Source organism: Methylocystis sp. WRRC1, from assembly GCF_020733155.1.
In the GTDB taxonomy this organism is placed as follows: Bacteria; Pseudomonadota; Alphaproteobacteria; order Rhizobiales; family Beijerinckiaceae; genus Methylocystis.
The window spans coordinates 2475001-2494642 of sequence record NZ_JAJFZJ010000001.1; the positions used below are offsets into that span (position 1 = coordinate 2475001).

Sequence of the window (19642 nt, forward strand, 5' to 3'; positions counted from 1 at the left end):
ACAGCCCGATCCCGTCGTGCCAGAGGATTTTCGCGAGATCGCCGCGGCGACCCCGGAAAATGTAAAGGTCGCCCGCGTGAGGGTCGCGCTTCAACTGCTCCTGCACCTGAAGCGCCAGGCCCCGCATGCCCCGCCGCATGTCGGTATGGCCGGTCGCGATCCAGACCCGGCAGCCCGCCGGCAACGGGATCATCGGCGCAGCGCCTTCACGACCCGCGACAGCGCGGCTGTCTCGACATCGGCCCACACAATGATCCGATCACCGTCGGCGAGCACGATCTCCATCTGGCCGGTCGACCCTGGAGCGGAATACTCCGCCGTCGCGTCCGGCGTGATCGTCACCGGCAGGATCGGCGCGCGTCCCTGCGGCGCAGCCAGATCGAGGCCGAACTGCCGGCGCCAGGTGAAGAGCTGGTTGGCGTTGAGGTCGTAGCGTCGTGCGACCTCGGCGATCGAAGCGCCGTCCTCGAGGCTCTCGCCGACGATCCGGCGCTTCTCATCGAGAGCCCATGATCGGCGCTTGCGACGGAGAGCCGGCGGATCGTCATCGTTGCGCGACATCGGCGATAGTGCCCGCTTGTAATAGTAGTGGACACGATCATCGCGCCAGCCGTCACCCAGCTAGCCCGAAATCCGAGCTCACCGCCAGGCGGCCGCCGCCGGAGGGATACGTTGGAAAGCCAATTCTGACGGAGATACTGCCAGACGTTCTCGACCGGGTTCAGCTCCGGGGCGCGTGATGGCAACAGGATCGGGGTGATGTTTTTCGGCATGGCGAGCTTCGCCGTCGTGTGCCAGCCCGCGCGATCTAGCAGCAGCACGGCGTGCGCGCCCTTTGGGACATGGCGCGAGATTTCGTCGAGATGGAGTTGCATCATCTGCGTGTCGACATAGGGGAGCGCCAGCGCCACGCCGTTGCCCCTGGCCGGGCAAATCGCGCCAAACAGATAGGCGTTTTCGTAGCGCTGCTCGGCGGGCTGACGCGGACGTGTTCCACGGCGAGCCCATTGTCTCACCAAGCCGTTTTTCTGGCCGATGCGGGCTTCGTCACGGAACCTGATTTCGACGGGCGTTCGCGGCGGCAGATGAGCGAAAAGCGCCTTCAGCGTCGCGGCGAATTTTTTTTAGGCATCGACGATCTCGCCCTCCTGCGCAGGATGGCGCGGCCTTGCGCTGATGTGAGAGAAGCCGAGCTTCTTCAGTAGAGTCCCCACATAGCGCTCGTGAAAATCGACACCGAATTTCTCGGCGATGACGCGCTTGAGGTCGACGCGTCGCCAGCGCACGACGCCATCCCGGGCGCGAACTGGTCCGGCCTCGACGATTTTCACGAACTCGGCCAATTGCGCCGCCGACAGGCGCGACGTCGGACCGTCTGTCCATTGATCGAAAAGGCCGTCCGGCCCTGCGGCGTTGAAGCGATGGACCCAATCGCGCAGCGTCTGCCGATCCATGCCGCCAATCCTGGCGGCCTCGCCCAGGTCCTTCCCCTCGCGGACTGCCGCCAGCGACAACAAGCGCCGGCTCTGATGGACGTCCTTCGAGCGCCGGGCGAAAGCCGAAGCTCCCCACCCGAGAAGTCCTCTCGAAATTTGACCGCTGCTGGCATGGCGCGAATCTCCTCCGCGCCAGGGGAATCCCCGGTGAGTCACAAAGCGAAGCCGTTGGTATGAGGCGCGCGTCGATCAGTCGGTATCTGGCGTTCTATAACGAGCGGCGCCCGCATTCGAGCCTTGACGGGCGCACGCCCGACGAGGCCTACCTCGACAAACAGGAAACGGCGATGGCCGCATAAATGTCCCCTTCGATTTTGCCGCAGGTCTGGTCGGGCTACGTCCTCCCGACGCCGCGACAAAATCGAAACGCCCCTCGTTCAGCAAAACCCAGCAGAGATCCAATTAAAATCCGCGGGGAGCTGTCCAACCAACCAGAGCCAGCTCTCGGCGAGAGCTCTCGGGCTATCTTGACTATGTTGTATCGCTCGACGCACCGCCCCTGTCGTGCGGGCGCTCCCGTGGAGAACCTGGCCCATAGCGCATTCTTCCCGCCGCTGAAAAAGATTGCATCATCAAACCCTGGGATCAAACATCTAGGATTTTGAGCCCGAGTCTACCCCCGATTTATGGATGAAAGCCGATGCGCCAGTTCGGATGACGAACTCCGCTTCGACTTGCACTGTTGGGTCCGCCTAAAAAATGCTCTTTAGCTGCCTCTGCTTGAGTCGACCATAAAGGTCAGATATCAATGCTCGCCCAAGAGCGAAATCCGTGGTTGCCAAGCGGCGCGGCGAATGGCTCCATTATGGGACGCTGCCGGCCGAGCGGCGCGAGGAAAGCAAAGTCAGGCTCATCATGCGCGACGAGAGCCAAATCAGGCAGCCAGCGGAATGCATTTTATCATAGACTCCGATTCCGGCAATTCGATCAAGGGCTGGCTTGCGCCTGACAATCCTTCCCTTACGCCTACGATCATCATTATTATACCCGGGCGCAACGAAATCGCTGTCCAGGCGAATGTGACGCGCGCGGGGATTCGCGACCTCGGACTCCATTCAACCGGTCTCGTCGGCTTCGACGTGAACACCAAAATCGTTCCGGATCTCGATCAGATCGATGATATCGAAATCGTCGAAGCGGAAACGAGATTGCCGATTTATCGGCGGCTCCAGAAGGGGCGCCACATCGAGCGGAAAATGTTTTTATTTGACTGCTCGATCATGCCTCAGCGCCGTATTTTGAGCGCTATTGAAAAACACTTCACACTTACTTACTCGAATTCCGAGCGGAACGGTCTCGAAACAACGATCAACATAATTAGTAATCCCTTCAATAGTTCAATCTTTATTTCTGGCCGTTCATTGCTCAGCCGCTATGACCAGTATCTGAAAAACAAGGGCTATGTCCGAGTTGCGCTGCTGCGGGAACCGTTCGAGGAACTCGCGGAACGGCTCTTGTTTCTGAATTTTCTCGCGAAGGAGGATGCGTCGTCCTATTTGGAAACGTATTCTACCGGCGTAACGACTCTTATCGATTTCGCTCGCGAACTGCCGCTAAACGATCCGCGTGGCCTGACAACGGCTTTCCGGGCGACCAGCGATCAGCAGCGCAGAGAACTAATGAGTCCGATGACGAAAGTCTTCGGATGCGATCTCGACGAGGTTCCAAAACGCGTGCATGTCTCAAAAGCCCTCGATAATCTAGCGACTATCGACGTCGTCGGCACAAGGGAACGATACGGCCTGTTCAAGGAATTGCTGTCGGGCGTTCTAGGTGTTGACGTGCTCGGCGAAGAGGGCCCGACGTCGTTTCGAACAGTCAAGGGCCTCGCGACGACACTATCGAGGATTGGCCTCGTTGCAGATCTTCTCGAGGAAGATCTTGCGCTGTATGCCTACGTCGATGAAGCGATTACCGAAGGCATCTCTCATCATGGGGGCGAAATCCGCCGAGACGTCGCCTCGCGATAGCGTCTGACCTGTCTCTTCGAATTCGAATTTCAAAATTGCCACTTTTGGTCATATCATAATTAATAGCAACGCCATCTCGTTAAATCCGGCGTCCCGTTCCAGATCGTTCCGATAAGCTCACGCCATCGTGGGCAGGCGCGATTGCTTCGTCAATTCCCTTTCGTCAAATGCATCTGTTATCATTCCCGCCATGTCTCTTCATTGCGTGGCCGCGGGTTTGTTGCAACCTTGGCGAACCATGGAGGCGCCATGCGAGGAGTTCCCATCGGGAGGCTCTCTCAATCGATCAAGAATGGCGTTACACACGAGCGCATCCTGCGCATTTATCACCCATTGCGGAGAACGAAAAAATGAATGTCATTGCGCGCTGGAGATAGCGTGCAAAATAGATAAGTGGAAATCTTATCAACTTGCTGAAGGGACGCGAAGCACAACAATCAATCGTGGTCTCACTCGCGGCCATAAAATCTGTCACGATTGCGTACGATTGCAGTTCTGAGCTAGTTTGCATTCGAGATGACCGACCTGAAAACAGGTCGGATTGCAATTTTGACATTCGGTTCTAAAGGCATCGGAATCTGACAACATCCCAAATGCAATTGTTGCAGACAATTTCGCATCAGCCAGCCTATGAACGAATGAAGAGTTTGCGCGGCGCCTCGACGCAAGTCAGTGTTCATACGCACTGATGACCGCTGCACTGTGACGGAAAACGTTCAGTCAGTCACGACAACGACGCCGGAAATCCCTGCGGATGCAAACGGCAGCGTGTACATTGATGTAGGTCAACACGCTTTGTCGCTCCGTACTTCCCGGCCCTTATAGTTGCGCTGCAGGTCGGTTACTGTGGATGTGTTGAGTCGAAAACCAGGTAAGTCGAGCGCCTGAAAATCATCGATTTCCACGGCAGCAATGGATGAAACAAGAAGAATGACTTCGCCGACCGTTTGTCGACAGTCCTAGCGTATGTCCGCGGTTGGCGGACACCCCCAGCGCAATCGAACATTGAGCCAAACAAATGATGCAACAAGCCGTAAATCAAGTCGCCGCCTTCTCCCGCGAATCCCACGACACAAGCATTTCGACGGCCGTGTATGTCGCCGAAATGTCTGAAGAGCTCTCGAAGATCGCAACGCGTTCCGGGTTGCCGATGGTTGCTTACTTCCTCAAGCTTGCAGAATTGGAGGCTAAAGAATTCCTGAACGAATTTGACGAATTCTAATTGCGCAGCCACGGATGTCTGCATTCGAGTGCTCTGGTTTCGGCGAATTTGCCATCACTGTACGAAGGAGAGAATCAAAGCCCCCGACTAACTAATTGACAGATATGAAATGTGAGACCTAGTATCCTACACTCGACGTGCATGACGCCGCCGCTCGTTACCGGATGAACCGGATCCAATTCTCTCTTTCACGGTTCATTCCGGGGGCGTCCTGTGACAAATCTAGACAATTCGACTAGCACAGCTGTCTCAATATCCGAGCGGCTCGATTTTATCGGCCTCGATGAAAGGACAAGGGCCCAGCTTCGCAGCATGGCGCCTTTGATTGAAGAAAATATCGGTGGCGCATTGACGGCCTTCTACGACAAGGTCCGCAAGACGCCGCACACGGCGAAATTCTTTTCCAGTGATAAGCATCTGGATGCTGCGAAGAGCCGGCAGGCGGCGCATTGGGGTGTGATAACTGGCGCCGCCTTCAATGAGACCTACGCGCAGGCAGTACGCGCTATCGGCAAGACGCATGCAAGATTGGGACTGGAGCCGCGCTGGTATATCGGTGGTTACACGCTCGTCATCGAGCAATTGATCCACGCTCTCGTAAAAGATCGGTGGCCGGGCATCATGGGCCACGGCAAGCATCGCGCCAGAGAAATGGCCGAATCGCTGTCGAGTCTCGTCAAGGCCTCCCTGCTCGATATGGAGTTGTCGATTTCGGTATATCTCGAGGAACTCGAGGAGAAGCGCAGACAAAGTGAGGCTGGGCGCCTGGCCGCCGAGGCGAATCAGACGCATGCGATAGAAGTTCTGGCTGAAGCCTTGAAGAGGCTCGCTAGCGGCGATCTGCAGACGCGAATCAATGCAGATCTTGCCTCCGAGTTCGAGACGCTGAAGTCCGACTTCAATCAGACGGTCGAGCGCCTGCGGGAGTCGTTGACGTCCGTCGCCGAATCGGCGGCGATGATTGCCCAGGCGACCAATGAAATCGCCACCGCAGCGGATGACCTGTCCCGGCGAACCGAATCGCAGGCAGCGAACCTCGAAGAAACGTCCGCCGCCCTGGCGGAAATCACCAACACCATCAACGAAACCGCAAAGACCACCCGCTCCGCCAACAACATAGTGTTGACGACAAAGGAGGAGGCCGAGAAGGCAAGCGTGATCGTCGCGAGCGCCGTCCAGGCAATGGCCGGCATTGAACGATCTTCTGAAAATATCGGCCAGATCATCGGCGTAATCGACGAGATTGCGTTTCAGACAAATCTTCTCGCTCTCAATGCTGGGGTGGAGGCGGCGCGAGCCGGTGAGGCAGGGCGGGGTTTCGCCGTGGTCGCGTCCGAAGTGCGCGCGCTGGCGCAACGATCCGCCGACGCTGCGAAGGAGATCAAGGGATTGATCTCGACATCGAGCGTCGAGGTTTCGAAAGGGGTGACGCTGGTTGGCGGAACGGGCGAGGCGCTTGCGACGATTGCAGCCCGCGTCACGGAAGTCAGCGCGCTGGTGGCCGCGATTTCCGCCAATGCGCATGATCAGGCCATGGCGCTCAATCAGGTCAATGTCGCCGTCACTCAAATGGATCAAGCGACGCAGAGCAATGCGGCCATGGTCGAGGAGACCAACGCGGCGACGCAAAGCCTGAGACAGGAGACGATCGTTCTCGACGAGTCGATTTCCAAATTCAGCTTCGGAGACGCCGCGTATCGCCGCGCGCCGTCGAATCAGCCGCGCCCCGCGCTCAAAGTCGTGGGGAGATGATTGTCGGTCGACGACCAGAGCCAGGACGAGCGTCACGCCATGCTGATCTATTTGGAGCCATCTGGATTTGACATCCGCTGCGCGGTGGATGCGCGGCCGGGCCACCCCGCAACGGCGGCGAAGTCGCCTGGAAGCGACGCTCCCATGTCGGCCTTCCTCGGTCTGGCGACGGAGGTCGAGGATGATCACGCCTTGCTTGCGCGCTTGCGGGAAGCAGCGGTCTCCTCGACCATGACGGTCCTCATTTCCATTGCAAAACTGGACGCAAGGGATGAAGGCCGCCCCGAAGAGACGTCATCGATCAGGCGGGTCGGCGAACTGCTGGAACAGGCTTTTCAATTTGCGCCGAAGCGAAAGCTTGTTGAATCGCCGCAGGAGAGAGATTTTTTCAGAGCCGAGATCGCCGCGCTGAGGGCGGAATTGGCGCGGCGCGACGCTGAAACCGGACGAGTCGAGCAGACGGCCATGCTTGCCTTGGCGTATCTGGCTGAAGCGCGCGACGCCGATACTGGAAACCACCTGCTGCGCACGCAACACTATGTCCGGCTGCTTGCGACAAAGCTGCGCGCATTCCCGCGTTTCTCACCCATTCTGACCGATCGCTATATCGACTTGCTGACATGGTCGGCGCCGCTGCACGATATCGGCAAAGTCGGCATACCGGATCGGATCCTGCTCAAGCCTGATCAGCTTACAGAGGAGGAGACGGCCATCATGCGAACCCATACGACGCTGGGCGCGCGAGTGATCGAGCAGACCGAACGGGACATACGGCAGCCCGCGCCATTTCTCGCCGTGGCGAAGGAAATCGCTCATTGGCATCATGAGAGGTGGGACGGCAGCGGCTATCCTGATGGACTTTCAGGGGCCGAGATCCCGCTGTCGGCGCGAGTAACCGCCATAGTGGATGTTTTCGACGCGCTGATATCGAATCGCGTTTACAAGCGCAGCCTGCCGTTCGAGGAGGCCCGCAAGATCATTGCGGCGGGACGCGGCGCACAATTCGATCCTGACGTCACGGATGCTTTTCTGACTGGGTTCGACGACTTCGTGTCTGTCGCGGTCAATCATTCGGATCACTGTAGCGGCCCAACCGAATGTCGCGACTAGCGCCATATTTCTCACCGTCGATCGAATTGCCCGATGAGCGACATGCGCACGAGGTCCGCGAAGCTTTCCGCTTGCATTTTCTCCATGATCGTTCCGCGATGGGTCTCGACCGTTCTCACCCCTATGCCGAGATTATGCGCGATGATCTTGTTCGAGCGCCCGGCGAGCAAGCCGTTCAGAACGTCGCGCTCTCTCGGGGTGAGGGTCGTAAGCCTCTCCTGTATCGCCTTGACCTCCGCTTCGCGCGCGCCCTGATCATTTTCATGAGCGAGGGCGCTGTTCACGACCGTCAGCAAGGTCGCATCGGTGAACGGTTTTTGAATGAGATCGATTGCCCCTTCCTTCATGACCTGAATCGCGAGCGGCACATCGGCGTAGGCCGTCATGACGACGACGGGAATTTTGATCGCTGACTCCTTCATTTTCATCAGAAGGTCGACGCCGCTCATTCCCGGCATGCGGATGTCGGTGAGAAGACAGCCGCAATCCTCGGGGCCAACCTCGGCGAGGAAGTCCCTGGCTGACGAATAGGTTCGGACGACATGCCCGAGGCTTGTCAATAACAGTTTCAGCGCGTGACGGACGTCTGCGTCGTCATCGACGATGAATATCGTCTCCTTGTTACGCATCGGCCGCTCCGTTCGTCGCCGATGGCAAGGTGAAACTGAATATGGCGCCGCCGTCGGGGTTTGGTTCAGCCCATAATTTTCCATAATGCGCTTCGATGATCGAGCGCGAGATCGACAGACCAACACCCATGCCGTAATCCTTTGTCGTAACAAATGGCTCGAACAATCTGGCCATGGTTTCCTGAGTGAGCCCGCAGCCCGTGTCGATAATATCGATGCGTATCATGTCATCCTCTATCGATTCGGTTGCAATGGTCAATTTCCGCGTCGTCGAATTGCTCATCGCCTGCTTGGCGTTCCGGATGAGGTTGTGAAGGACCTGCTTGATCTGCACCTTGTCCACGAGCACGCGATCCGGTTCCGCATTCAGTCGCAGGGTCAGTTCGACGTCCGCCTGTTTCAGACTATCCTCTGTGAGACTGCCGACGTTGCGGATCAGTTCGTGGAGATGCTGGAAAGTCTTGTCCGGCTCGCCGCTGGAGGCGAATTCGCGCAGGTGGCTGATGATCTGTCCCGCCCGCATGATCTGATTTGCGGCGAGGTCCAGCGTTTCCTCGATCGCGGGGAAATGTTGCGGCGTCTGCTTTCCCAATAGTTGCCGCGCCGTGTTGAGATAGGCGACGCTCGCCAGAAACGGCTGGTTGATCTCATGCGCCAGCGCGACCGCGATTCCGCCGATCGCCGTCGCGCGCTCCGTGCGCAACCGCTCGATATTCGCTTCGGCCTCGCGTTGGGCGGAGAGATCGCGCATGAAGCCCACGAACAGACGCGTCTTATCGAATTTGGCCTCGGAAATGGCGAGTTCGGCGGGAAACAGCGTCCCGTCCTTGCGTCGTCCTTCGACCTCCCTGCTGACGCCGATGATCTTGGCGACGCCGGTTCGCAGATAATTCTGAATATAGCCGTCGTGCGAGCTCCCGAATGGTTCGTTTGTCAGTAATTGAACCTTGCGGCCGATGATTTCGTCCCGCTCATAGCCGAACATGCGGACGCCGGCGGCATTGATCGACTGAATGACGCCGGTGTCGTCGATTGTGATGATCGCGTCGCCCGCGCCGTCGATCACTGCGCGCAGCCGCGCCTCGCTCGCTTTTATCTGCTCGGCGAGCTGCGCTTTCTCGAGTAGCGAAAGCGCCAGACAGCGTTCATCTGTTATATCACGAGCGACGCCGACGACGCGGACGGGCCGGTCGTCGTCGAAATGGACCTGTGCGTGCGAGCTGATCCATCGTTCGGCGCCGCTGTCGGGGCGGCGAATGCGGTATTGCGCGCGATAATTGCCTCCGTCTCTCGGATCGAAAGCCTTGCGTCTCGCCTCGGCCACCATGGGCATGTCGTCTGGAAAGATGCAGCGGTCGATCAGAGCCGTCGTGACAGGACTGTCGGGCGCAAATCCATACAGGGCGCGCCAGTTGTCGTCGACCACGACTGTGTCATGCAAGAGGTCGATGTCCAATGTGCCGATGGCGCCCGCGGCAACCGCCATGCGAAGGCGCTCGTTGTTCAATTCGGCTTTCTGGCGCGCTTCGTCCAGCTCCGCTGTGCGGGCGGCGACGCGCGCCTCCAGCTCGGCGTTCGCGCGCAGGATTTCGTTTCTTGCATTGACAATGCCGGTGATGTCCTCGGCAAAGATAACGATGCCGCCAACGGCGCCATCGGCCGCGCGCCAAGGGCGCACCTCCCAGCGCAGCCATTGGATGCTGCCGTCCTTGCGGATGAATTTGTCCTCGTTCGCCCGGACGATCTCTCCCGCCTGAGCCCTGCGGTGAACTTCCTTCCAGTGTTCGGGGATTTCGGGGAAGAGATCGTAATGTGAGCGCCCGATGATATCGCGCTCGTCGAGCGCATAATCATCCATCCAGCGATGGCTTGCGGAGATATAACGCATCTCGCGGTCAAACATGGCCAGGGCGGCTGGCGCGTGTTCGATGAAAAGCTGCATCCTCTCTTCGCTTTCAATAAGCGCGAGTTCCGCTTTCTTGCGTTTCGTAATGTCCTGAACCGAACCGTAGGTTCTGACGACCGCGCCGGTCGAATCTCGCTCCACTTCCGCGCGCATCGTGACCCAGGTCGGCCCGCCGTCCGCCCGCGCCAGCTCGAGGTCGCATTCCCATCGCGTCCCGCCCGCCATGCATTTCGCGCGTTCCGCGACGAGTCGGGACCAGCTTTCGGGCGTGAAATATTTTTGCGCCTCCTGAAAGCCGGCGGGGCCGAGCGAGGGATCGCGTCCATATATCTCGTAGACCGCGTCTGAATAATAGCCGGCGCCGGTGCGGAAATCCCACCACCAGGTTCCGAAGTCGCTCACCCTTTGCGCTTCGTCGAGCGCGGCCGTCTTGTTTCTCAGCTCGGCTTCGATCTTCTTGCGCTTCTCGATATTCTCGACGATGGCGATGATATAATCGGGTTCGCCATTCGGCTTTCTGCCGAGCGAAAGCGTGATATTGACCCAGAAAGCCTCCCCATCGGCGCGAATGTACCTTTTTTCAAATCCGTTTATCTGCAATTCGCCGTCGATGAGCCGCTGGCGGTGCGAGAGACTTTCGGTCAGATCTTCAGGCTCCGTGATTTGCTGGAAGGTCATCGCCTGCAATTCGTCGGCGCTGTAGCCGAGCATCTCGCAAAGCTTGCGATTGACGAGGAAGAATCTGCCGTCGAGCCCTACGAGGCCGATGCCGACCGCCGCCTGATCGAAAATCGCCTCGAAGCGGCTTTCAATGCGCACATGCTTGTGGCGCAGACGCTCATGGGTGTCGCTGAAAAGATAGCCCATTGCCATGAAGCTGAGCGTCGACCACGGGGGGATGAACTCCAGGCTCATCGCGCTGGCCTGCAATGGAATAAAGATGAACCACACCATCGCCGCGCCGAGGATCGTGCTCACGATCCCACCCCAGAAGCCGGTCCAGCGCGAGGCGAGGAAAACGGCCGGATAGACGAAAATCCAGATGCTGGGGGTAATCCACGGCCACAGCATCCACTCCATCAACCCTGCCGCGGCGGGCAGACATATGGCCAGCGCAAGACCCTGCCATGTAACTGGACTCGGCCACTGCCCGCCCGCAGGGAGCCAGCGTTTCAGGGCGGCGGCGGTTTGCTGGACTCTCCGCGACGGCGCATTGGTCATTTTCATGGTTTCAGGATTCTGAATCGCGAAAGGCGGCGATTTCGCCCGACGCCGATCTTCAAATGCGGTCGGAAGCCAAGGCCGGGTGGGCGCGCATTACACTGCGAATAGGCTTCGAAAAATGACGCAACGCCCAAATCACTTTCCTCGCATCTTCGCCTGCGTCGATTTTGCGGGAATTCGACCAAAGCGCCCAGCATGCGTGTTTCCAGAATCGTCATAGCTAGACCATTGCCGCACGGAAGACACAAGTCCTGTTTTGCCGATGGACGCGCCGATCACGGGAATTCGGGCGTCGCCCCTGTCGGGCGCCTCGAAAAGCGGCGGCTCCGGACGGGTCCTCCGCGACATGGACCTTCTGTCGTCATATGAGTCGATCCGAACAATTCGTCCAGATTTTTAACCATCGCGACCCGCCCGAATATGCCGACATGGACCGGATTTGCGTTTCGGCTTATGGTTCCGGCTCGGATTTCAAGAAGGATTGCCGTGAAGCCGGACCGCCTTTCGTTCGTTGCGGTTGTCTGCGCCATTTTTGTTTTTGGCGGGAGCGAACCCTCGCGCGCCTTCGACTTCTTCGGGCTGTTCGGCGAACCGGAAAAGGCGACGCCGAATCCGGAGACGGTAGCCTACGAGGTCTCATTCGCCGGCCTCGACGGCGACGGCGCGCTCGATCAGAATCTGAAAGACGCGTCGAACAGCTGGCGTTTGCGGCTGGAGTCGCCCGACGCCGGCGTCGGGCTCGCCCGCCGCGTCGTCGCGGATTATCCGCGCCTGACCGACGCGCTCTGGGCGAACGGCTATTTCAACGCCACCGTCCGCGCGAGCGTCGCGGGCGTCGCGGTTTCGCCCGAGGGCCATGGCGTCGAAGCAGCAGCCGCGGCGGCCGAGCGCTACCGTAATGCGGCGCTCGTCCCCGTGCGCTTCGAGATCGATCCGGGTCCGGTCTTCAAGCTTCGCCACGTCGTTGTTTACGACGCGCGGACGAATGCGCCCATCGATCCCGCCCTCTTCTCGCGCAAGGCGCTCGGAGTCGAGCCCGACGAACCCGCCCGCGCCGCCGCGGTGCGCGCCCGCGAGGCCGAGTGGGTGGATCAGCTGCGCGACAAATCCTATCCGCTCGCCAAGGTCGTCTCCTCGCGCCCGGTCATCCTTCACCGGGAGCACGCGATGGATGTGGCGGTCACCATCGATCCGGGGCCGCGCGCCGGGATCGGCGAGGTTCAGCTCTCCGGATCATCCGGCGTCGATCCCGACGTCATCCGATCCTTCATCTATCTCGAGGAGGGCGAACCCTACAGTCCAAAGAAGCTCGCGGACACGCGCAGGTCCGTCGCGCGGATCGAGGCGCTGGGCGGGGTCAAGGTTTCGGACGGCGATCGTCTGGACAAGAACGGCAATCTGCCGATCCTCGTCGAAACCAGCGAGCGCAAGCGCCATGTGATCGGCGCCGCCGCGATGTTCTCCAATATCAACGGGCCGGCGCTGCGCGCCTATTGGATGGATCGAAATCTCTTCGGCGGCGGCGAGCGCCTGCGCGTCGATCTGGAAGGCGGCCTCGCCTATTACAACAATTCCTCGGCCTTTCTCGCCTTTCCGCATATCGAGGCCAGCAATCTCGTCGGCCTCGCCCATGTCGGCTTCCTCAAGCCCGCCCTTTGGGGCACGCGCAACGATCTGCTGCTGGACGCCTCCGCCGTGCGCGAGCGGACGGTCTATTACTGGGCGTCCTATGGCAATTTCACTGGCGCCATCCGTCACCGCTTCAGCGACACGGCGTCGATCCAGGGCGGAATCGAGGTCGAGGGCGGGCAGTTTTTCGACGCCTGGGGGCTGCACAATTATTCGCTTCTCGGTTTCCCCCTCTCCGGCAACTACGACAGCACCGACAATGCGCTGGCGCCGACGCGCGGCGTTCGCGTCGTCGGCCGCGTCACGCCCTATGTGAATGCGCTGCCGCATGGCGTCGGCATGGTGGAGTCGAAGGGACAGGCCTCCGCCTATTACGCGCTGGACGAAGACGCCTGGCGCATCATCGCCGGCCGCGTCGCCGTCGGGTCGATCGTCGGTGCGAGCATCGAGAATATCCCCGCGAGCCATCGCTTCTTCGCCGGCGGCGGCGGTTCGGTGCGCGGCTACCGATACAAGTCCATCAGCCCGTATAACGGCTTCGATTTCCCTACCGGCGGGCGCAGCCTTTTCGAGGCCTCGCTGGAGGCGCGCCTCAGGGTGACGCAGAACATCGGCGTCGTGCCCTTCTTCGATATCGGCGCCGCTTTCTCGTCGCCATGGCCCGATTTCGGTTCGACCCTGCGCGCCGCAGCGGGGCTGGGCCTGCGTTACTACACGGCGATAGGCCCGATCCGCGTCGACGTCGCCACGCCGCTCAATCCGCGGCCGGTCGACAGCCGCATCGCTCTCTTCATCGGCATCGGGGAATCCTTCTGATGCGTTTGCGCCTTTCCCGCCCCAGGCTCGTCGCCGGTCTCGCCGCGCTGCTCATCGTCGGCGCGATTGGCGCCGCCGTGACCTTTCTCAACAGCGACAGGGGCGGGACGACGCTCGCGGGAATGATTTCGCGCGCCGTCTCCTCTCCAGACATGACGGTCGAGATCGGCGGCGTCGACGGCGTCGCCTCGTCCAGCCCGACGGCGCGCAACGTCACGCTCTCGGATCGCGACGGCGTCTGGCTCAGTATCGACCGGGTTTCGGCGAAATGGTCGCCTTTCGCGCTGCTGGCGCTGAAGCTCGACGTGGACCGCATCGACATCGGCCGGGTCGACGTGCTGCGCCGGCCGGCGCCGGGCAGGGAGACGCAAAAGAAGCGGGAGCAGGCGAGCGGTTCATGGCGTCCCGATCTTCCGATCAGGGTCAGGCTCGGAGAGTTTTCCATCGGCCGGGTCGATCTCGACAAGCCCGTGCTCGACATGGCGGCGACGCTCGCCGTCGACGGCTCTGCGGAAATCGGCGGCGCCCGTGACGCGGCGCGAGCGAAGCTCGTGGCCCGGCGGCTCGACGCTCCTGGAACGATCGCCGCCAGCGCCGACTTTTCGCCGGCCGACGGGAAGCTCCAGGTCCGAACCGCCGCGTCGGAGCCGGAGGGCGGCCTGATCGCGCGGCTTGCGAGGCTTCCCGGCCTGCCGCCGGTCGAGATCGCCCTCGACGGCGATGGGACGCTCGACGCCTTCGACGCGAAACTCGTCGCTCGCGCAGGGGAGGCGATCAGCGCCGAAGGCGGCGTGAAAGTCGTTCGCGACGGCGCGGCGCGGCGCTTCGACCTCGGCCTCTCCGCGCGATTGGCGGAACTGCTGCCCGAGGACCTCGCCGCGCTTTTCGCCGATGCGACGAAAGTTGAAGGCGTTGCGCATCTGGGCGACGACGGCGCCATCGCGCTGGATCGGCTGGCGTTGAACGCCTCCGCCTTCAGGCTCGACGCCGCAGGCCGGCTCGCGGCCGATGGCGGGATCGAGGGCGCCGCCGCCCTTCACGGCGCCGAGGCCGGGGCGGGCTCCCGGTTCAGCGCAAGAAAATTCGAGGGCGAAGCCAATATCTCGGGCGCGCTGAACCGCCCCGCCGCGCGGCTGCGCCTTCAGATCGAGGACGCAGACGGCCCGATCGGCCGCGTCGGCAAATTCGACATCGCCGCCAGGGCGGTCGCCGATCGCGATCTCACCGACCCCGCCGCGCGCATGGATATCGAGGCGGACGCCCAGGGCGACGGCCTCGCCTTCGCCGATGTCGCGCTCTCCGAGGCCGTGGGCGACAAATTCGGCCTCACGCTGCGCGCCCGCGCGAGCGGCGCGGGCGATGCGGAAATTGGCGTCGCCACAATCGAAACCGGCGCGGGCGAGGCGAGTTTCACCGGTCGCGCGGGGGCCCATGCGCTCGACGGCAAGGCGCATGTCTCGGCGCCGGATCTGCGCCGCTTTGCGGGGCTCGCCGGACGCGACCTGCGCGGCGCCCTAGCGCTCGCCGCCGACCTCGCCGGCGCGCCGCAGGAAGGCCGCATCGCGGCGACGCTGAACGGCGCCATTGCGGGGCCGGGCGTCGGCGTGGCGGCGCTCGACGGACTGCTGGGCCGCCGCCTGTCGCTTTCCGGCAAGCTCGCGACGCTTCCCGACGGCGGAGTCTCCTTCGACAAGCTCTCCCTTCGCGGCGACCATGTCTCCGCGATCCTCCAGGGCGAGGCGACCCGGGAAAAGGCAGCAATCGACGCGAAGATCGATCTGCCGGATCTGCGTGCGACCGGCCTGCCGCTCAGCGGCCGCGCCGATGTGGCGGCCGCGCTGTCAGGGTCGCTCGCAAAGCCCGACGTCATGCTGACGGCGACGCTTCGGGACGCCGCCGCCAATGGCCGGCCCATCCCGAAACTGACGTTGCAAGGCGAGGCGCATGACGTCCTAGGCGATCTGTCGGCGCTCGCCAGACTCGACGGCGTCATTGACGGAAAGCCGGCGCGCGGGCGCGTCCTCGCCGCGCGCGCCGGGGAGGGATGGAAGATCGACGATCTCGACCTTGCGGTGGGGAACGCGACCGCAAAAGGCGCGCTCGTTCTCGACGGCGCCGGCCTCGCCCGCGGCCGTCTCGCGGTCGCAGCGCCGGACCTCGACGATTTTTCCGCCTTCGCCCTGCAAAAACTCGCCGGCCGCGTGAACGCCAATATCACGCTCGACGCTGCCGGCGGCGGGCAGGATATTTCGGTCGACGCGCAGGGTGCGGGCGTCCGGGCGCAGGCCGCTTCGATCGAGCGGCTCACCGCGAAATTCTCGGCGCGTGATCTTTACCGCCGCCCGCTCCTCGACGGCGAGGTGAGCCTCGACAACGCCCGCGTCGGCGCGGAGACGATTGGAAAGGCCCGACTTCTCGCGAGACCCGCAGGCGCCGGCGGGGCTGCGCTCGATCTCACGCTCGACGCGCGCGGCTTCAATATTACGGGTCGCGGAACGCTCACGCCCGGCGAGCGCACGCGGCTCGATATTTCCCAGTTCTCGGCGCAGCGCGCGGGAAGGAAGATCGCTCTCACGGCCCCCGCCGTCGTCACTTTTCACCGCGGCGCGCTCGATTTGCAGGGCGTCGCCGTCGCGCTCGGCGCGGGCCGTCTCGATGTGAACGGAACGGTCGGCGACCGGCTCGACCTCACCGCGAGAGCGCGAGCCGTTCCGCTCTCCGTCGCCTCGATCGTCGATCCCTCCCTTGGGCTCGACGGGAATCTCGACGCCGAAGCCCGGATCACGGGCGCAAGGGCCGCGCCGGCCGGCGACTGGCGCGTGAGGGTCACAAAGGCGACGGCGCCGCAATTGCGCTCGAACGGCCTTCCGGCGCTCGATGTCTCGGCGAGCGGGCGGCTCGCCAATTCCAGAACGACGCTGGACGCTGATATCACTGTCGGCGCGGCGAGCCGCCTCAAGGTGACGGGCTCCGCGCCGCTGGGCGCAGGCGCGCTCGACCTCGCGGTGAAGGGCGCGCTCGACGCCGCGCTCGCAAATACGATGCTCGCCGCAAACGGCCAGACCGCCGCCGGCAAGGCGACTGTGGATCTGCGCCTCACAGGCCCCGCCGCCAGTCCGATCGTCGGCGGTTCGATCGCCATCGCCGACGGCGCCTTCAACGACCCGCTGAATGGCGTCAGCCTGACGAGGATCGCGGGACGGATCGATGGGCGCGGCCATGATCTCGCGATTCCGGGCGTCACGGCGCAAACGAAAAACGGCGGACAGATCGCTCTCGCCGGCCGCGTGTCGGTCGCGCCGGGGTCCGGCATGCCCGGTTCGCTTCATGTTTTCGCGCAGAATGCGCAGCTCGCCAGCACCGACATCGTATCCTCCACGGGCGATCTCGATCTCACGATCAGCGGCGCTCTGGCGCGCGCGCCGAAGGTCGCCGGGCGCATCAAGCTCGACACGATGGAGGTGAGCGTTCCCGATCGCCTCCCCGCAAATCTGAAGCCGCTGCCCGGATCGACACACATCGACGCCAGGGGCTTCGCCGCGCAGATGCTCGCGCTTGCGCGCAAGGAGAAGGAAAAGGCCGCCCGCCGCTCCAATTTCGACGTAGCGGTCGACCTCTCCGTCTCCGCGCCGGACCGCGTCTTCGTGAGGGGACGGGGGCTCGATGCGGAGTTCGGCGGCGAGGCGAAACTCACGGGCACGCTCCAGAAGCCCACCGTGCTGGGTGGTTTCGATCTGCGGCGCGGGAGGCTGCAACTGCTCACACAGCGTATCGACATCACGCGCGGCAAGCTCACTTTCACCGGCGGATTCCGGCCCGAGCTCGATTTCATGGCTGAGACGAGAGCCGCCGACATAACGGCGAAAATCGGAATCACCGGTCCCGCAGGCTCGCCGACTTTCACTTTCTCTTCCTCGCCGGAAATGCCGCAGGACGAGGTGCTGTCGCGCCTGCTGTTTGCGAAGGCCTCGGGTTCGTTGACGCCCTTCCAGGCGGTGCAGCTCGCAGCCGCGCTGGCGCAATATTCAGGGGCGGCCACCGGCGTCGACGCTTTCGAAAAAATGCGCAAGGCGCTGGGCGTCGATTCTCTCGACATCGATGCTGGCGGCGCCAATGGTCCGACGGTCGGCGCCTCGCGCTACATCATGGACGGCGTCAGTGTTGGCGTCAGAACAGGATCGAAGCCAGAGCAGACGTCGGTCAATGTCGGCGTGGACGTGACGAAAGGCGTGCGCGTGCAGAGCGAAACCCGCGTCGATGGCCAGACCTCCGCTGGCGTCGGCGTCGAATGGGAGTATTGAGAAATCACGTCGCGGGCGCGCCGCGTAGAATCTCCGCCGTGCGCTTCGCGATTTCAAGTTCCTCGTTCGTCGGGATCACGAATACGCCGACACGCGATTGCGGCGCGCTTATCAGCGTTTCGCCTCGCTGGTTCGCAGCGTCGTCCAGCGTCAACCCGAGCCAGCCGCATCCGGCCGCGACCTCGGCGCGCGTCGCCGCGTCATTTTCGCCGATGCCGGCCGTGAAGACCAATGCGTCGAGTCCGCCGAGCGCCGCCGCCATAGAGCCGATCTCGCGCACGATACGATAAATGAAAAGCGCGATCGCTTCCTTCGCGGCCGGGTCTCGGGACGCGCGCAGCGTCCGCATGTCGGAGGAAATGCCGGAGACGCCGAGAAGTCCGGATCTGCGATAGATGAAATCCTCGAGTTCGCGCGCGCCGAAACCGTATTGATCCATCAGATGGACGAGAGCGCCCGGATCGATCGAACCGCAGCGCGTGCCCATCATGAGCCCGTCCGCGGCGGTAAAGCCCATCGTGCTTGCGACGCTTCGGCCATTCCTCACGGCGCAAAGGCTCGCGCCATTGCCGAGATGCGCGATGACGACGCGGCCTTCCGCGACCGCCGGCGCGACGGCGCGAAGGCGGCCCGCGACATATTCGTATGAAATGCCGTGGAAGCCGTAACGTCGAAGGCCGTCGTCCGAAAATTTTCTTGGAATGGCGAAAGTCTGCGCGATCGGCGGCTGGCTTCGATGGAAGGCGGTGTCGAAACAGGCCGTCTGCGGCAGCTGCGGATAAGCGGATCGGATCGCCCTGATGACCGCAAGATTATGCGGCTGGTGCAGAGGCGCCAGCGGAATGAAGGCGGCGAGCCTGTCGATGATTTGATCCGTCAGCAGCAGCGGCGCGGAATATTCAGCGCCGCCGTGAACGACGCGGTGTCCCGCCGCTACAATGTCCTTGCCGTCGAGCCATCGGGCGCCGATCCGCATCATCGTTTGCGTTGCGGCTGCGTGATCGAAGCCCTCCCGGGGAAGCTCTTCCTGAAGAACGACATTGCCCTTCGCATCCGACAGTTTTGCGCGGGGCGTCCCGCCGATCCCTTCGATCTGCCCCTTCAGCAACAGAAGCGGCTCGGCCGCCGATTGAAAGACGGCGAATTTGATGCTCGATGAGCCTGCATTCAGGACGGCTATGCTCGACATGGTTTCACTATCCGGATTTTCAAAAAAGCGCCCGTCATGGACGAGAAAGTTATAGTGGCGCTATTGTCGCCATTGATAGCACCCTTCGTCGGGCGGGGCGTCTCACGCATTCCTTTCGATCGGGAATCGGAAGAGGCGTCCATTCGCGCGGCGCGCAAACGTGTGCGCTTGGAAAATTGGGTGGACGCGGAAAGCGCCGCAAGGCCATCTTGAACTATGCCATATGCGCCCGACAATCGGATGTGAACCCGCATCTGCGCGACAATCGCTCATTTCGCGGTGCATTGTCGCCCGTTTCAAGGCGACGACGCGCCGCGGCCTCTTGACTCTGCGCTTTAACCTTCGAATGAAAATAAAGTCTCACGTTTGATGTGTACATAAAACATTCTGAGACCCTA

General features: G+C 62.0%; 11 protein-coding genes and 3 pseudogenes (1 of these 14 cut by a window edge). 7 read left to right on the plus strand and 7 right to left on the minus strand.

Going from position 1 to position 19642, the window contains the following annotated elements; translation table 11 throughout:
• From tnpB to LG047_RS11990, 3 genes and pseudogenes are all read right to left on the minus strand, one after another.
• On the minus strand, positions 1-193 hold the 5' portion of the coding sequence (tnpB, locus tag LG047_RS11980; RefSeq protein ID WP_227964450.1) for an IS66 family insertion sequence element accessory protein TnpB. 155 nt of this gene lie to the left of the window's left edge; 193 of the gene's 348 nt are visible here — the first part of the coding sequence; it begins with the start codon at positions 191-193; its stop codon lies beyond the left edge, outside the window.
• On the minus strand, positions 190-561 hold the full coding sequence (locus LG047_RS11985; RefSeq protein ID WP_227964452.1) for a transposase: 372 nt from the start codon (positions 559-561) through the stop codon (positions 190-192). The genes tnpB and LG047_RS11985 overlap by 4 nt, the downstream gene beginning before the upstream one ends.
• A 110-nt stretch (positions 562-671) precedes the next feature.
• A pseudogene (locus LG047_RS11990) lies at positions 672-1609 on the minus strand (IS630 family transposase); the annotation flags it as partial.
• 48 nt (positions 1610-1657) lie between these two features.
• Here LG047_RS11990 and LG047_RS11995 point away from each other — a divergent pair.
• Positions 1658-1795: pseudogene (locus tag LG047_RS11995) on the plus strand (integrase core domain-containing protein); the annotation flags it as partial.
• 138 nt (positions 1796-1933) lie between these two features.
• Here LG047_RS11995 and LG047_RS12000 read toward each other — a convergent pair.
• A pseudogene (locus tag LG047_RS12000) lies at positions 1934-2032 on the minus strand (IS481 family transposase); the annotation flags it as partial.
• Positions 2033-2386: 354 nt separating this feature from the next.
• Between LG047_RS12000 and LG047_RS12005 the strand changes: the two are divergent.
• The 4 genes from LG047_RS12005 to LG047_RS12020 all read left to right on the plus strand — a co-directional run bounded on the left by LG047_RS12005 (position 2387) and on the right by LG047_RS12020 (position 7550).
• Positions 2387-3466, plus strand: coding sequence for a hypothetical protein (locus LG047_RS12005; RefSeq protein WP_227966875.1), 1080 nt, complete (start codon positions 2387-2389; stop codon positions 3464-3466).
• A 1018-nt stretch (positions 3467-4484) separates the two neighbouring features.
• Positions 4485-4688: a hypothetical protein gene (locus LG047_RS12010; RefSeq protein ID WP_036285080.1), complete on the plus strand. Its 204-nt coding sequence runs from the start codon at positions 4485-4487 to the stop codon at positions 4686-4688.
• A 213-nt stretch (positions 4689-4901) separates the two neighbouring features.
• Positions 4902-6440 carry a globin-coupled sensor protein gene (locus LG047_RS19755; protein WP_227966877.1) on the plus strand — a complete coding sequence of 513 codons (1539 nt, stop codon included), beginning with the start codon at positions 4902-4904 and terminating at the stop codon, positions 6438-6440.
• A 231-nt stretch (positions 6441-6671) separates the two neighbouring features.
• Positions 6672-7550, plus strand: coding sequence for an HD-GYP domain-containing protein (locus tag LG047_RS12020; protein ID WP_227966879.1), 879 nt, complete (start codon positions 6672-6674; stop codon positions 7548-7550).
• Between the two features lie 11 nt (positions 7551-7561).
• Here LG047_RS12020 and LG047_RS12025 read toward each other — a convergent pair whose 3' ends face one another.
• Both LG047_RS12025 and LG047_RS12030 read right to left on the minus strand, forming a co-directional pair.
• Entirely contained in the window at positions 7562-8179 is a 618-nt protein-coding gene (locus LG047_RS12025; RefSeq protein WP_227966881.1) for a response regulator transcription factor, read from the minus strand.
• Positions 8172-11312, minus strand: coding sequence for a PAS domain S-box protein (locus LG047_RS12030; protein ID WP_227966884.1), 3141 nt, complete (start codon positions 11310-11312; stop codon positions 8172-8174). Before LG047_RS12030 ends, LG047_RS12025 begins: the two co-directional genes overlap by 8 nt.
• Before the next feature lie 483 nt (positions 11313-11795).
• Here LG047_RS12030 and LG047_RS12035 point away from each other — a divergent pair, with 483 nt between their 5' ends.
• Together LG047_RS12035 and LG047_RS12040 are read left to right on the plus strand one after the other, a co-directional pair.
• Positions 11796-13754 (plus strand): autotransporter assembly complex family protein, encoded by a 1959-nt coding sequence (locus tag LG047_RS12035; protein WP_227966886.1) that lies wholly within the window; start codon positions 11796-11798, stop codon positions 13752-13754.
• On the plus strand, positions 13754-18055 hold the full coding sequence (locus tag LG047_RS12040) for a translocation/assembly module TamB domain-containing protein (RefSeq protein WP_227966889.1): 4302 nt from the start codon (positions 13754-13756) through the stop codon (positions 18053-18055). Before LG047_RS12035 ends, LG047_RS12040 begins: the two co-directional genes overlap by 1 nt.
• Before the next feature lie 4 nt (positions 18056-18059).
• Here the strand turns inward: LG047_RS12040 and LG047_RS12045 are convergent, their stop codons facing one another.
• On the minus strand, positions 18060-19244 hold the full coding sequence (locus tag LG047_RS12045) for an acetate/propionate family kinase (protein ID WP_227966891.1): 1185 nt from the start codon (positions 19242-19244) through the stop codon (positions 18060-18062).
• Between the last annotated feature and the right edge of the window lie 398 nt (positions 19245-19642).